The sequence below is a fragment of the Streptomyces sp. NPDC090025 genome (assembly GCF_044748125.1).
GTDB lineage: Bacteria > Actinomycetota > Actinomycetes > Streptomycetales > Streptomycetaceae > Streptomyces.
Map to the genome: position 1 here is coordinate 261,745 of NZ_JBIVFL010000010.1, position 13,241 is coordinate 274,985.

Consider the following 13,241-nt stretch of genomic DNA (forward strand, 5'->3'; position numbering starts at 1 on the left):
GACGGCGGCGAAGGTGACACAGTGCGGGTTTTCTCCGCGCGCGTGGTGGCGGGCCCGGATCGCCGGGTCCCGGCGCGACGCGGGGATGAGCACCACGGAGTACGCGATGGGCACCATCGCCGCCGCGGCCTTCGCCGCGGTGCTCTACAAGGTGCTGACCAGCGGCACGGTGTCGAAGGCGCTCGAGTCGGTGATCGGGAGGGCCCTCGATGCGCCGTTCTGACCGTGGCTCGGTGACGGCGGAGGCCGCCGTCGCGCTGCCCGCCCTGGTGCTGTTCACGGCGGTGCTGCTGTGGGGCCTCGCCGCCGCCGCGGCGCAGATCCGGTGCGTGGACGCGGCCCGGGCCGGCGCACGGGCCGCGGCCCGTTCCGAGCCGGTGGCCGACGCCGAGGCGGTGGCCCGGGCGGCCGCCCCGCCGGGCGCCACGGTCGCCGTGGTCCGGGACGGCGAGCTGTGGCGGGTCACCGTCCGGGCCGCCGCGCCCGGGCCCGGCGGACTGGGGCTGACCCTGCGGGCCGGGGCGGCGGCGCTGGCCGAGGACACGGTGGGGGAGCCGCTGCCATGAGCGGGCCGCGGCACGTCGCCGGGCGGGGCGAGCGAGGGGTGGCCACGGTGTGGACGGCGGTCGCCGCCTGCGCCCTGTGCGCGGTGTTCGCGCTGGTCCTCGCCCTTGGTCAGGCGGTGGCCGCCCGGCACCGGGCGGGTTCGGCGGCCGATCTGGCCGCCCTCGCCGCGGCCGACCGGGCGCTGTGGGGCGAGCGGGACGCCTGCGCCGCCGCCGCGCGGGTCGCCGCCGCCCAGGGCGCTACCCTGGTGCGCTGCCGGGTCGACGGGGGCATCGCCGACGTCACCGCGCGGGCCGGTGGCGGCGCCCCCTGGTCCCCGGAGGTCCGGGCCCGCGCCGGACCGCCGCCGGTGCCCGGTCCAGGCCCCGGCACCGGCCCAGGCCCCGGGCAGGCGTCAGGACCCGGCAGGTTCCGGGATCTCCTCGGCGCCCTTGAGGAGCTCGCCGAGCAGCCGGACGGCGCCGCGCTTGTGCAGCGGGTCGTTGCCGTTGCCGCACTTGGGGGACTGGATGCAGGACGGGCAGCCGGAGTCGCACTCGCAGGCGGCGATGGCCTCCCGGGTGGCGGTGAGCCAGGCACGGGCGGTGTGGAAGGCGCGTTCGGCGAAGCCCGCGCCGCCGGGATGCCCGTCGTAGACGAAGACGGTCGGCAGCAGGGTGTCGGGGTGCAGCGGCACGGAGACGCCGCCGATGTCCCAGCGGTCGCAGGTGGCGAACAGCGGCAGCATGCCGATGGAGGCGTGCTCGGCGGCGTGCAGGGCGCCGCCGAGGATCTCCGGGTTGATCCGGGCGGCGTCGAGCTGGTCCTCGGTGACCGTCCACCACACCGCGCGGGTGCGCAGCGTCCGGGGCGGCAGATCGAGCTTGGTCTCGCCCAGCACCTCACCGGTGATCAGCCGGCGCCGGAGGAAGGAGACGACCTGGTTGGTGACCTCGACGGACCCGTAGCAGAGCCGCCCTGCCCCCCACGGGACCTCGGTGTCCGTGGACAGCACGGAGATCGCCGTGGTGTCCCGGGCGGTGGTCGAGTAGGGCGGGTTCGCCTCCTCGACCAGGGCCACGGACTCCTTCAGGTCGAGCTCGCGGACCAGATACGTGCGGCCCTGGTGGAGGTGGACGGCGCCCTCGTGGACGGCGGTGTGGGAGGCCGCCTCGTCGACCGTGCCGAGCAGCCGGCCGGTGCCGGACTCGACGATCCGGACCGGGTTCCCGCCGCCGCCCCGGATGTCGGTGAGGTCGGCGGCCCGCTCCCGGCGGGTCCAGTACCAGCCGGTGGAGCGGCGCCGCAGCAGCCCGGCGGACTCCAGCTGCGGCAGCAGCTCGGGCACGGCCGGGCCGAACAGGGCCAGATCCGAGTCGGTCAGCGGCAGCTCGGCGGCGGCCGCGCACAGATGCGGGGCGAGGACGTACGGGTTGTCGGGGTCCAGGACGGTGGACTCCACCGGCTGCTGGAAGACCGCCTCCGGGTGGTGCACCAGGAAGGTGTCCAGCGGGTCGTCCCGGGCCACCAGGACGGCCAGCGCGCCCTCGCCGGAGCGCCCGGCCCGGCCCGCCTGCTGCCACAGCGACGCCCGGGTGCCCGGATAGCCCGCGATGACCACGGCGCCCAGACCGGACACGTCCACGCCCAGTTCCAGGGCGGTGGTCGCGGCGAGGCCGAGGAGTTCGCCGGAGTGCAGGGCCCGCTCCAGGGCGCGGCGCTCCTCCGGGAGATAACCGCCCCGGTAGGCGGCGACCCGGCGGGCGAGCGAGCGGTCGACCTCGGCGAGCCGTTCCTGGGCGATCACCGAGATCAGTTCGGCGCCGCGCCGGGAGCGTACGAAGGCGACCGAGCGGACGCCCTGCACGGTGAGGTCGGTCAGCAGGTCGGCGGTCTCGGCGGTGGCGGTGCGGCGGACCGGGGCGCCCTGCTCGCCGTGCAGCTCGGTCAGCGGCGGCTCCCACAGGGCGAAGACCAGTTCGCCGCGCGGGGAGGCGTCGTCGGAGACCTCGGTGACCGGCAGGCCGGTGAGCCGGCCCGCGGCGAGCGCCGGTTCCGCGGAGGTCGCCGAGGCGAGCAGGAACACCGGCTCGGAGCCGTACCGGGCACAGATCCGGCGCAGGCGGCGCAGCACCTGGGCGACGTGCGAGCCGAAGACGCCCCGGTAGGTGTGGCACTCGTCCACGACGACATAGCGCAGCGCGCGCAGGAAGGAGGACCAGCGGGGGTGGGACGGCAGGATGCCCCGGTGCAGCATGTCGGGGTTGGTCAGCACGTAGTTCGCGTACTGGCGCACCCACTCCCGCTCCTCGACCGGGGTGTCGCCGTCGTAGACGGCGGGCCGGATCCGGTTGCCGAGCGGGGCGGCCAGTTCGCGCACGGCGCGCCGCTGGTCGGCGGCGAGGGCCTTGGTGGGTGCCAGGTACAGGGCGGTGGCGCCGCGCCCGTTGGCGGCCTCGGAGCCGTCGAGCAGGGTGGACAGGACGGGGGTGAGATAGGCCAGCGACTTGCCCGAGGCGGTTCCTGTGGCGATCACCACTGAGGTGCCGTCCAGCGCGTGCTCGGCGGCCTCCGCCTGATGGGTCCAGGGATGCTCGATCCCGGCCCGCTGGATGGCCGCGATCACCTCGGGACGGACCCGGTGCGGCCAGACGGCATGGCTGCCCTCCCGGGCGGGCAGATGCTCCGTATGAGTGATGCGCGAGGCCCGGCTCTCGCCCCGCGAGAGCCGGTCGAGGACCTCACCGGGAGACGGGCGGCTGCCCGTTCCCCCGGCGGGTCTGCTGGGGTGGTGATCCATGGCCATCGGCTCCGAGTGTGTCACCGCCGTGACGGACAATGCTCTCAAGGCGTCGTGCACGCCTGTGGGTAAGTGATTGAATGCCATCGCGGCCGGCAATCCGTCCCGTGGCTCCGCAACGGGAGTCCCGAGGGACGGCCGCTCGATAGCTAGGTGCTGGAGGACCCGTGGACCTGTCTCTGTCGACTCGCACTGTGCCTGGCCCCGACGGCGACCGTACGGTCGTCGAGGTCGGCGGCGAGATTGATGTGTATACCGCGCCCAAGCTGCGCGAGCAGTTGGTCGAGTTGGTGAACGACGGCAGCTACCACCTGGTCGTCGACATGGAAGGCGTGGACTTCCTCGACTCGACCGGCCTCGGCGTGCTCGTGGGCGGCCTGAAGCGCGTCCGCGCGCACGAGGGATCGCTGCGTCTCGTCTGCAACCAGGAGCGCATCCTGAAGATTTTCCGGATCACCGGACTCACCAAGGTGTTCCCGATCCACACCTCGGTCGAAGAGGCCGTCAACGCGAAGGACTGAGGCCACCCGCCTCTCGTCCCGAGCAGCCTCGACAATCCCAGGGGGATCGCATGGCGACCGTTGAACTCCTCTTCAGCGCCCAGCCCGAGCATGTGCGCACGGCCCGGCTGGTGGCCGCGGCCGTCGCACGGCGGGCCGGGGTCGACGAGGCGGTCCTCGACGAGGTCCGGCTCGCCGTCGGCGAGGCGTGTTCGCGTGCGGTCGGGCTGCACCGCAGCAACGGGGTCACCACCCCCGTCCGGGTCGTGCTGACCGAGGAGGAGAAGACCTTCTCCATCGAGGTCGGCGACGAGGTGCCGGGCGCGGGTGTGGCGGCGGCCGACGCCGCCGGGGTGCCCGGCGCGCGGGACGCCGCGCCCGCCGAGGACTTCGACGACGCCGACGGCGAGGACGAGATGGGTCTCGCCGTGATCCGCGGACTCGTCGACGACGTCGAGGTGAGCGCCGGCGAGGACGGCGGCACCATCAGGATGAGCTGGCCCGCCAACCCGGACGCCCCGCTCGCCTGACCTCCCGAACACGAGAAGAGGCCCTGCATCCGCAGGGCCTCTTTTTTCTTGCCCGGGGAGACCCTCCGGCCAGGACTTCCGGCCGGGACTCCGCCCGGCATGAATGCTTTGTGGCCATTACCGCATTCGGCGGTACTTGTGAGGTATTCGGGAATTCCCATTGCGGCGCCCTGTTTTGATCAGGTTTCCCTCCTTACAATCCGCCTTGTCTTGACCCTGCAACGTCAAGGAGGACGGAATGGCGGGTCTCGCAGCCGCGGTGCTCACTCAGGAGAACCGGGTGATCGTGGTCGTCGTCGCGGCCGTGGCGCTGGCGGCGCTGCTGGTCGCCCAGCTCCTCGTCCGGCAGGTCCTTGCGGCCGGTGAGGGCACCGAGAAGATGAAAGAGATCGCGGCCGCCGTGCAGGAAGGCGCGAACGCCTATCTCGCCCGGCAACTGCGCACCCTCGGCGTTTTCGCCGTCGTCGTGTTCTTCCTGCTGTTCCTGCTGCCCGCCGACACCTGGGCGCAGCGCGCGGGACGTTCCTTGTTCTTCCTGGTGGGCGCGCTTTTCTCGGCGGTCACCGGATATGTCGGCATGCGGCTCGCCGTACGCGCGAACGTGCGCGTCGCCGCCGCGGCCCGCGAGGCCACCCCGGCCGAGGGGGAGCCGGAGCGGGACCTGACCGACGTCTCCCACAAGGCCATGAAGATCGCCTTCCGCACCGGTGGCGTGGTCGGCATGTTCACCGTCGGCCTCGGCCTGCTCGGGGCCTCCTGCGTGGTGCTCGTCTACGCCGCCGACGCCCCCAAGGTCCTGGAGGGTTTCGGCCTCGGCGCCGCGCTCATCGCCATGTTCATGAGGGTCGGCGGCGGCATCTTCACCAAGGCCGCCGACGTGGGTGCCGACCTGGTCGGCAAGGTCGAGCAGGGCATCCCCGAGGACGACCCGCGCAACGCCGCCACCATCGCCGACAACGTGGGCGACAACGTCGGCGACTGCGCCGGAATGGCCGCCGACCTCTTCGAGTCGTACGCCGTCACGCTCGTCGCCGCCCTGATCCTCGGCAAGGCCGCCTTCGGCGACCTCGGCCTCGCCTTCCCCCTGATCGTCCCGGCGATCGGCGTGGTCACCGCGATGATCGGCATCTTCGCGGTCGCCCCGCGGCGCGCCGACCGCAGCGGGATGAGCGCCATCAACCGCGGTTTCTTCCTCTCCGCGCTGATCTCGCTGGCGCTGGTCGCCGCGGCCGTCTTCGCCTACCTCCCGTCCTCCTACGCCGACCTCAAGGGCGTCACCGAGCCCGGCATCCCCACCCACCAGGGCGACCCGCGGATCCTCGCGCTCGTCGCCGTCGCCATCGGCATCGTGCTGGCCGCGCTGATCCAGCAGCTCACCGGCTACTTCACCGAGACCGGCCGGCGCCCCGTCCGGGACATCGGCAAGTCCTCGCTGACCGGCCCCGCCACCGTCGTCCTCGCCGGGATCTCCATCGGCCTGGAGTCCGCCGTCTACACCGCGCTCCTCATCGGCCTCGCCGTCTACGGGGCGTTCCTGCTCGGCGGCGCCTCGATCATGCTGGCGCTGTTCGCGGTCGCCCTGGCGGGCACCGGACTGCTCACCACCGTCGGCGTGATCGTCGCCATGGACACCTTCGGCCCGGTGTCCGACAACGCCCAGGGCATCGCCGAGATGTCCGGCGACGTGCAGGGCGCGGGCGCGCAGGTGCTCACCGACCTCGACGCCGTCGGCAACACCACCAAGGCGATCACCAAGGGCATCGCCATCGCCACCGCCGTCCTCGCGGCCTCCGCGCTCTTCGGCTCCTACCGGGACGCCATCGCGACCGCCGTCGCCGACGTCGGCGCCAAGGCGGGCGGGATGAACCTCTCCATGGACATCTCCCAGCCCAACAACCTGTTCGGCATGATCCTCGGCGCCGCCGTCGTGTTCCTGTTCTCCGGACTCGCCATCAACGCGGTCTCCCGGTCGGTTGGTTCGGTGGTGTACGAGGTGCGGCGGCAGTTCCGCGAGCACCCCGGGATCATGGACTACAGCGAGAAACCCGAGTACGGACGGGTCGTCGACATCTGCACCAAGGACGCGCTGCGCGAACTCGCCACGCCCGGACTGCTCGCCGTCCTCGCCCCGATCGCGGTCGGCTTCACCCTCGGCGTCGGCGCGCTCGGCTCGTACCTCGCCGGCGCCATCGGCACCGGCGCGCTGATGGCGGTCTTCCTCGCCAACTCCGGTGGCGCCTGGGACAACGCCAAGAAGCTGGTCGAGGACGGGCACCATGGCGGCAAGGGCAGCGACGCGCACGCCGCGACCGTCATCGGCGACACCGTCGGCGACCCCTTCAAGGACACCGCGGGGCCCGCGATCAACCCGCTGCTCAAGGTGATGAACCTGGTGGCGCTGCTGATCGCCCCGGCGGTCGTGCAGTTCAGCTACGGGGAAGACGCCAGCGCCTGGCTGCGCGCCCTGGTCGCGGTGCTCGCCCTGGCCGTGATCGTGGTGGCCGTACGGGTCTCCAAGCGGCGCTCGGTGGCCGTCGGGGACGACGGGGACGGCGGGGCGGCGGAGCGCGACGGTTCTTCGAAGGGCGCGGCGGTGACGTCGTAGTCCGGCGCGCCGGACGTTTGATGAGGCATCGTCAAAGTGAGGGCGGTCGTCGCGTTCTGACGTGACGTCCGCCCCTGTCTCCTTGGTGCAAACGGCTTCAATATCGGATGAATCGGTCGACCGATCGGTGGATCTCCGCCGTCCGGCGTGTATGTTCCGGGGCCGAGAGCCTTGGAAGGGACCGATCCGGTGAACAAGAAGCTTGCGGCCGCACTGTCCGGCGGCGCGGTACTGGTGCTCGTGCTGTCCGGTTGCAGCGACGACAAGAGCGACAAGGTCAACGACTGGGCCAAGACCTTCTGCGACCAGGCACAGCCGCAGATCCAGAAGCGGGCCAACGCCAACCAGCTGATCATCTCCACGGCCGCGGACAGCAAGCCGGTGACCATCAAGGCCGCCGACTCGAAGGCGTTCCAGGACATCGCCGACGCCGACCGCGCGCTCGCCAAGGCCGTCGAGGGCGCGGGCGCGCCGCCCGTCGACAACGGCGAGAAGGTGCAGCAGGACGCCGTCAAGGAGCTGAACGCGACCGCGGTGGCCTACGACGGCCTGAAGAAGCAGGTCGACGCGCTCGACACCGGCAACCAGCAGAAGTTCGCCGACGGGCTCAAGGTCGTCTCGGACAACCTGGCGAAGATCCAGAACATGGACCAGGACGCCGTCGCCAAGCTCCAGGCGGGCGAGCTGGGTTCGGCCATGGCCAAGCAGCCCGGCTGCCAGACGCCGAAGGCGTCCGTACCGCCGAGCGCGTCCCCGAAGGCCGGGGCGCCGGACGCCAAGCCGGACGCCAAGCCGTCCGCCTCGGCGAAGAGCGAGGAGTAGGCCCCCGGGGCTCCGGCCCCGGCTCCCGGCCGTCCCCCCGGCACCACCTCGCCTCGCCCGGCGCTCCGGTGGTGCCGGATGCGGGCGTTGTCGGTGGCGGCCGTCACAATGGGGTGTGTGAGTACGACCAGCACGATCCCCAGCCTTCCGGTGCCCACGCACGCCGCCCGACTGCGCGAGGCCCTGCTCGCCGCCGACTTCACCGCCGACGGCCTGCTCGACCTGCTCGGCGCGCAGGCGTACGCCGCCCTCGCCCGCAGCGAGACCGTGCCCGCCCTGCGGGCCACCCGCGGGGACTCCCCGGTGGAGACCCTGGTCCGGCTGTTCCTGCTCCAGCAGGACGTCCCGGCCGCCCGGGCCGCCGCCGCGCTGCCGCTGGACGAGGCGCTCGCCGACGGCTGGTTGACGACCGACGTCGAAGACGCCGAGGGCACGAGTACGGGTTCGCACGCGGTCGTACGGGCCACGGTCGACGTCCGGCCGTACGGCGGCCCGGACGGCGAGGACTGGTTCATCGTCTCCGACCTCGGCTGCGCCGTCGGCGGGGCCGGTGGCATCGGGAAGAAGGACGAGGGTGTCGTCCTCGGCGTCGGCGGCGCCTCCACCACGCTCGCCGGGATCACCGTCCGCACCCCCGTCGCCACCGCCCTCGACCTCGGCACCGGCTCCGGGATCCAGGCGCTGCACGCCGCGCAGCACGCCACCCTGGTCACCGCCACCGACCTCAACCCGCGGGCCCTCGACTTCACCCGGCTCACCCTCGCCCTGTCCGGCGCGCGCGAGGCCGAGCTGCTCCAGGGCTCGCTCTTCGAGCCGGTCGACGGCGACACGTACGACCTGGTCGTCTCCAACCCGCCGTTCGTGATCTCGCCCGGCGCCGGACTCACCTACCGGGACGGCGGGATGGCGGGCGACGACCTGTGCCGCGCGCTCGTCCGGCAGGCCGGGGACCGGCTCAACGACGGGGGATACGCCCAGTTCCTCGCCAACTGGCAGCACGTCGACGGCGAGGACTGGCAGGACCGGCTGCGCTCCTGGGTGCCGACGGGCTGCGATGCCTGGATCGTGCAGCGCGAGGTCCAGGACGTCACCCAGTACACCGAGCTGTGGCTGCGCGACAGCGGCGACCACCGCGGCGACCCGGACGCGTACCGCGAGGCGTACGGGCGCTGGCTCGACGAGTTCGAGGAGCGCGGCACCAAGGCGATCGGCTTCGGCTGGATCACGCTGCGCCGGAGCGCGGCCGTCGCCTCCGGCGCCGTACCGGCTTCGGTCGTCGTCGAGGAGTGGCCGCACCCGGTCGAGCAGCCGCTCGGCGACACCGTGCGCGCCCACTTCGAGCGCCAGGACTACCTGCGGGAGCGGGACGACGCGGCCCTGCTCGCGGACCGTTTCGTGCTCGCCCCCGAGGTCGTGCAGGAGCAGGTCGGCCTGCCCGGTGCCGAGGACCCCGAGCATGTGCTGCTGCGGCAGAACCGGGGGATGCGCCGGGCCACCCGGGTCGACCACGTGGCCGCCGGGTTCGCCGGGGTCTGCGACGGCACGCTGAGCGCCGGGCGGATCCTGGACGCGATCGGCCAGCTCACCGGCGAGGACCCGGTGGCCCTGCGGGACCGTACGCCGCAGGCCATCCGGCTGCTCGTGGAGGAGGGCTTCCTGACCCCGGCCGGCGCCGGGGGCGCCGAAGCCCCTGGGGGCGCGGTGGGCTGACCGCCCCCGCGGACTGACCGGTCCCGCGCGCCGGCCTCCCCCGTGGCCGATCGCTTCTGACGGAAAACGAAAACGTCCGGCAGGAACCGAAAGGAACAGGAACCGAAAGGAATCGGGCGCTACCCCGGAAGGAAAGCGACAGTACCGGCCATCCTCGTGAAACCGTTCCGGATCGATCACGTCGTTCACCGCGAATTCGCCCCGCTGACGCCGGGTGGTGCCACCCTCGGCCGTGGCGGCCGGGAGGCCGCGGCCGAGGGCCGCCGGGACGGCGGCAGGACGGCGGCGACGGAACGGGGTACGGGCATGGAAACGGGTCCGGCGATCTTCGCGGGAGCGGCGTTCACGCTGTTCGGAGCCGCCTTGCTGGTCTGGACGGGGGTCCGGGTGCGACAGGGCGAGCCGGTCGCGCTCGGCGTCGCGCCGAGGGCCGCCGCCACCCTCGCCACCCTGTTCGGCGTGCTCTTCACGGCCCTCGGGATCTGGTGCTTCGGACGGCTGTGACCTGACGGTCCCGTCGACCCGTCCGGCAGTCCGGGCGGCAGGAAGGGGAGAAGTCGGGTTACCGTTCGAGTGGCCGTTGCGGGCTTTCGCCGTTTGACACGGGGGCGGGTTGTACCGTCACACTCCGCAGCGACGACAGCGTCACCGTGCGTGTCGCTGCCGTGCGTGCCAAGCGCAGGTCCCTACGCGGCACCGCGTAGGGGGCAGTACCCCGCAGCACGCAGCAGGTGCCGAAGAGCGTCGACCGGAGAGAAGAGCGAAGTTGTCCCCGACCAGCGAGACCGCACAGGGCGGCCGCCGACTCGTCATCGTCGAGTCGCCTGCCAAGGCGAAGACGATCAAGGGCTACCTCGGCCCCGGCTACGTCGTCGAGGCGAGCGTCGGGCACATCCGCGACCTCCCCAGCGGCGCCGCCGAGGTGCCCGAGAAGTACACCGGCGAGGTGCGCCGCCTCGGCGTCGACGTCGACCACGACTTCGCGCCCATCTATGTCGTCAACGCCGACAAGAAGGCCCAGGTCAGGAAGCTCAAGGAGCTCCTCGCCGAGTCCGACGAACTCTTCCTCGCCACCGATGAGGACCGCGAGGGCGAGGCCATCGCGTGGCACCTCCAGGAAGTCCTGAAGCCCAAGGTGCCGGTGCACCGGATGGTCTTCCACGAGATCACCAAGGACGCCATCCAGCAGGCCGTCGCCAACCCGCGCGAGCTCAACAAGCGCATGGTCGACGCCCAGGAGACCCGCCGCATCCTCGACCGCCTCTACGGCTACGAGGTCTCGCCGGTCCTGTGGAAGAAGGTCATGCGCGGCCTGTCCGCCGGCCGCGTCCAGTCCGTCGCCACCCGGCTCGTCGTCGAGCGCGAGCGCGAGCGCATCGCGTTCCGCTCCGCCGAGTACTGGGACCTCACCGGCACCTTCGGCACCGGCCGCACCGGTGACCCCTCGGACCCCGCCACCCTGGTCGCCCGGCTCGCCTCGGTCGACGGCAAGCGCGTCGCGCAGGGCCGTGACTTCGGCGCCGACGGCCAGCTCAAGGGCCAGAACGTGCTCCACCTCGACGAGACGAACGCGCGCGCCCTGGCCGCCGCCCTCGCCGAGACCCGCTTCGCCGTCCGCTCGGTCGAGTCGAAGCCGTACCGCCGCTCCCCGTACGCCCCCTTCCGCACCACCACCCTCCAGCAGGAGGCCAGCCGCAAGCTCGGCTTCGGTGCGAAGGCGACCATGCAGGTGGCGCAGAAGCTGTACGAGAACGGCTTCATCACCTACATGCGTACGGACTCCACCGTGCTGTCCGAGACGGCCGTCACGGCCGCCCGGGCGCAGGTCACGCAGCTCTACGGCGCCGACTACCTGCCGGAGAAGCCGCGCGTCTACGCGGGCAAGGTCAAGAACGCGCAGGAGGCGCACGAGGCGATCCGGCCTTCGGGTGATCGTTTCCGCACCCCGGCCGAGACCGGTCTGACCGGCGACCAGTTCCGCCTCTACGAGCTGATCTGGAAGCGGACCGTCGCCTCCCAGATGAAGGACGCGACCGGCAACTCCGTCACCGTCCGGATCGGCGGCACCGCCGCCGACGGCCGCGACGCCGAGTTCACCGCGTCCGGCAAGACGATCACCTTCCACGGCTTCATGAAGGCGTACGTGGAAGGCGCCGACGACCCGAACGCGGAGCTCGACGACCGCGAGAAGCGGCTGCCGCAGGTCGCCGAGGGCGACGCGCTGACCGCCGACGAGATCACCGCCGACGGCCACGCCACCAAGCCGCCCGCCCGCTACACCGAGGCCACCCTGGTCAAGGAGCTGGAAGAGCGCGAGATCGGCCGCCCGTCGACGTACGCCTCGATCATCGGCACCATCCTCGACCGCGGCTACGTCTTCAAGAAGGGCACGGCCCTGGTGCCGTCCTTCCTGTCCTTCGCCGTGGTCAACCTCCTGGAGAAGCACTTCGGACGGCTCGTCGACTACGACTTCACCGCCAAGATGGAGGACGACCTCGACCGCATCGCGCGCGGCGAGGCCCAGGCGGTGCCGTGGCTGAAGCGTTTCTACTTCGGTGAGGGCGGCTCCGCCGCCGCGGGCGGCGCGGCCGACGCCGGCAACGGCGACGGCGACCACCTCGGCGGTCTGAAGGAGCTCGTCACCGACCTCGGCGCGATCGACGCCCGGGAGATCTCCTCCTTCCCCGTCGGCAACGACATCGTGCTCCGCGTCGGCCGCTACGGCCCGTACGTCGAGCGCGGCGAGAAGGACCAGGAAGGCCACCAGCGGGCCGACGTTCCCGAGGACCTCGCGCCCGACGAGCTGACCGTCGAGCACGCGGAGGAGCTGCTCGCCAAGCCGAGCGGCGACTTCGAGCTGGGCACCGACCCGGTCAGCGGCAACCAGATCGTCGCCAAGGACGGCCGCTACGGCCCGTACGTGACCGAGATCCTGCCCGAGGACACCCCGAAGACCGGCAAGAACGCGGTCAAGCCGCGCACCGCCTCGCTCTTCAAGACGATGTCGATCGACACCGTCACCCTCGACGAGGCGCTCAAGCTGATGTCGCTGCCGCGCGTCGTCGGCGCCGACGCCGAGGGCGTCGAGATCACCGCGCAGAACGGCCGCTACGGCCCGTACCTGAAGAAGGGCACGGACTCGCGCTCGCTCACCGCGGAGGAGCAGCTCTTCACGATCACGCTGGACGAGGCCCTGGCGATCTACGCCCAGCCCAAGCAGCGTGGCCGGGCCGCCGCCAAGCCGCCCCTGAAGGAGCTCGGCACCGACCCCGTCAGCGAGAAGCCCGTGGTCGTCAAGGACGGCCGCTTCGGCCCGTACGTGACCGACGGCGAGACCAACGCGACCCTGCGCACCGGCGACAGCGTCGAGACGATCACGCCGGAGCGCGGCTACGAGCTGCTCGCCGAGAAGCGGGCCAAGGGCCCCGCGAAGAAGACGGCCAAGAAGGCGCCCGCGAAGAAGGCGCCCGCGAAGAAGGCGCCCGCGAAGAAGGCACCGGCCAAGAAGACCGCCACCGCCACCAAGAAGACGGCGGCGAAGAAGACGGCCACCGCCACGGCGGCGAAGAAGACCGCCACCGCCACGGCCGCCAAGAAGACGGCTGCGAAGAAGACGGCGGCCGCCAAGCCGGAGTGAGGTTTCGACTCCTGAGCGACGCCAACCAGGAGTGGGCGACGCCATCAGGAGCGGGCGGGGAGCGCGGGCCGGAAGGCCCGTACTCCCCGCT

At 72.3% G+C, this 13,241-nt stretch carries 10 protein-coding genes and 1 pseudogene; 10 read left to right on the forward strand and 1 reads right to left on the reverse strand.

Annotation, left to right across the window (positions count from 1 at the left end):
• Positions 1-85 precede the first annotated feature (85 nt).
• From ACIPXM_RS23445 to ACIPXM_RS23455, 3 genes and pseudogenes are all read left to right on the forward strand, one after another.
• Positions 86-223, forward strand: coding sequence for a DUF4244 domain-containing protein (locus ACIPXM_RS23445; protein WP_401658513.1), 138 nt, complete (start codon positions 86-88; stop codon positions 221-223).
• Positions 210-566, forward strand: a complete 357-nt coding sequence (locus ACIPXM_RS23450) for a TadE family type IV pilus minor pilin (RefSeq protein ID WP_401658419.1) — start codon at positions 210-212, stop codon at positions 564-566. The genes ACIPXM_RS23445 and ACIPXM_RS23450 overlap by 14 nt, the downstream gene beginning before the upstream one ends.
• Positions 563-850: pseudogene (locus ACIPXM_RS23455) on the forward strand (Rv3654c family TadE-like protein); the annotation flags it as partial. The gene ACIPXM_RS23450 and the pseudogene ACIPXM_RS23455, both read left to right, overlap by 4 nt.
• Before the next feature lie 111 nt (positions 851-961).
• Here ACIPXM_RS23455 and ACIPXM_RS23460 read toward each other — a convergent pair.
• Complete coding sequence (locus tag ACIPXM_RS23460) at positions 962-3,433, reverse strand: DEAD/DEAH box helicase (RefSeq protein WP_401658422.1); 2,472 nt, start codon at positions 3,431-3,433, stop codon at positions 962-964.
• Between the two features lie 80 nt (positions 3,434-3,513).
• Between ACIPXM_RS23460 and bldG the strand changes: the two genes are divergently transcribed.
• From bldG to topA, 7 genes are all read left to right on the forward strand, one after another.
• Positions 3,514-3,867 (forward strand): anti-sigma factor antagonist BldG, encoded by a 354-nt coding sequence (gene bldG / locus ACIPXM_RS23465; protein WP_401658424.1) that lies wholly within the window; start codon positions 3,514-3,516, stop codon positions 3,865-3,867.
• A 50-nt stretch (positions 3,868-3,917) separates the two neighbouring features.
• On the forward strand, positions 3,918-4,376 hold the full coding sequence (locus ACIPXM_RS23470; protein ID WP_401658427.1) for an ATP-binding protein: 459 nt from the start codon (positions 3,918-3,920) through the stop codon (positions 4,374-4,376).
• A gap of 238 nt (positions 4,377-4,614) precedes the next feature.
• A complete protein-coding gene (locus ACIPXM_RS23475; protein ID WP_401658430.1) occupies positions 4,615-6,981 on the forward strand; it encodes a sodium-translocating pyrophosphatase in 2,367 nt (788 codons plus the stop codon).
• A gap of 189 nt (positions 6,982-7,170) precedes the next feature.
• Positions 7,171-7,803 (forward strand): small secreted protein, encoded by a 633-nt coding sequence (locus ACIPXM_RS23480; RefSeq protein ID WP_401658433.1) that lies wholly within the window; start codon positions 7,171-7,173, stop codon positions 7,801-7,803.
• A 108-nt stretch (positions 7,804-7,911) separates the two neighbouring features.
• The gene (locus ACIPXM_RS23485; protein ID WP_401658436.1) at positions 7,912-9,513 is read left to right on the forward strand and encodes a methyltransferase; all 1,602 of its coding nucleotides are present in this window, start codon (positions 7,912-7,914) and stop codon (positions 9,511-9,513) included.
• A 306-nt stretch (positions 9,514-9,819) separates the two neighbouring features.
• Positions 9,820-10,017, forward strand: coding sequence for a hypothetical protein (locus ACIPXM_RS23490; protein WP_401658516.1), 198 nt, complete (start codon positions 9,820-9,822; stop codon positions 10,015-10,017).
• Positions 10,018-10,279: 262 nt separating this feature from the next.
• Positions 10,280-13,150, forward strand: coding sequence for a type I DNA topoisomerase (topA, locus tag ACIPXM_RS23495; RefSeq protein ID WP_401658438.1), 2,871 nt, complete (start codon positions 10,280-10,282; stop codon positions 13,148-13,150).
• The last annotated feature ends 91 nt before the right edge of the window (positions 13,151-13,241 follow it).

Coding starts and splice junctions, on each gene's coding strand:
- ACIPXM_RS23450 (WP_401658419.1), top strand. CDS start 210: ATGCGCCGTTCTGACCGTGGCTCGGTGACGGCGGAGGCCGCCGTCGCG.
- ACIPXM_RS23445 (WP_401658513.1), top strand. CDS start 86: ATGAGCACCACGGAGTACGCGATGGGCACCATCGCCGCCGCGGCCTTC.
- ACIPXM_RS23485 (WP_401658436.1), top strand. CDS start 7,912: ATGGGGTGTGTGAGTACGACCAGCACGATCCCCAGCCTTCCGGTGCCC.
- ACIPXM_RS23475 (WP_401658430.1), top strand. CDS start 4,615: ATGGCGGGTCTCGCAGCCGCGGTGCTCACTCAGGAGAACCGGGTGATC.
- ACIPXM_RS23470 (WP_401658427.1), top strand. CDS start 3,918: ATGGCGACCGTTGAACTCCTCTTCAGCGCCCAGCCCGAGCATGTGCGC.
- ACIPXM_RS23490 (WP_401658516.1), top strand. CDS start 9,820: ATGGAAACGGGTCCGGCGATCTTCGCGGGAGCGGCGTTCACGCTGTTC.
- ACIPXM_RS23460 (WP_401658422.1), bottom strand. CDS start 3,433: ATGGCATTCAATCACTTACCCACAGGCGTGCACGACGCCTTGAGAGCA.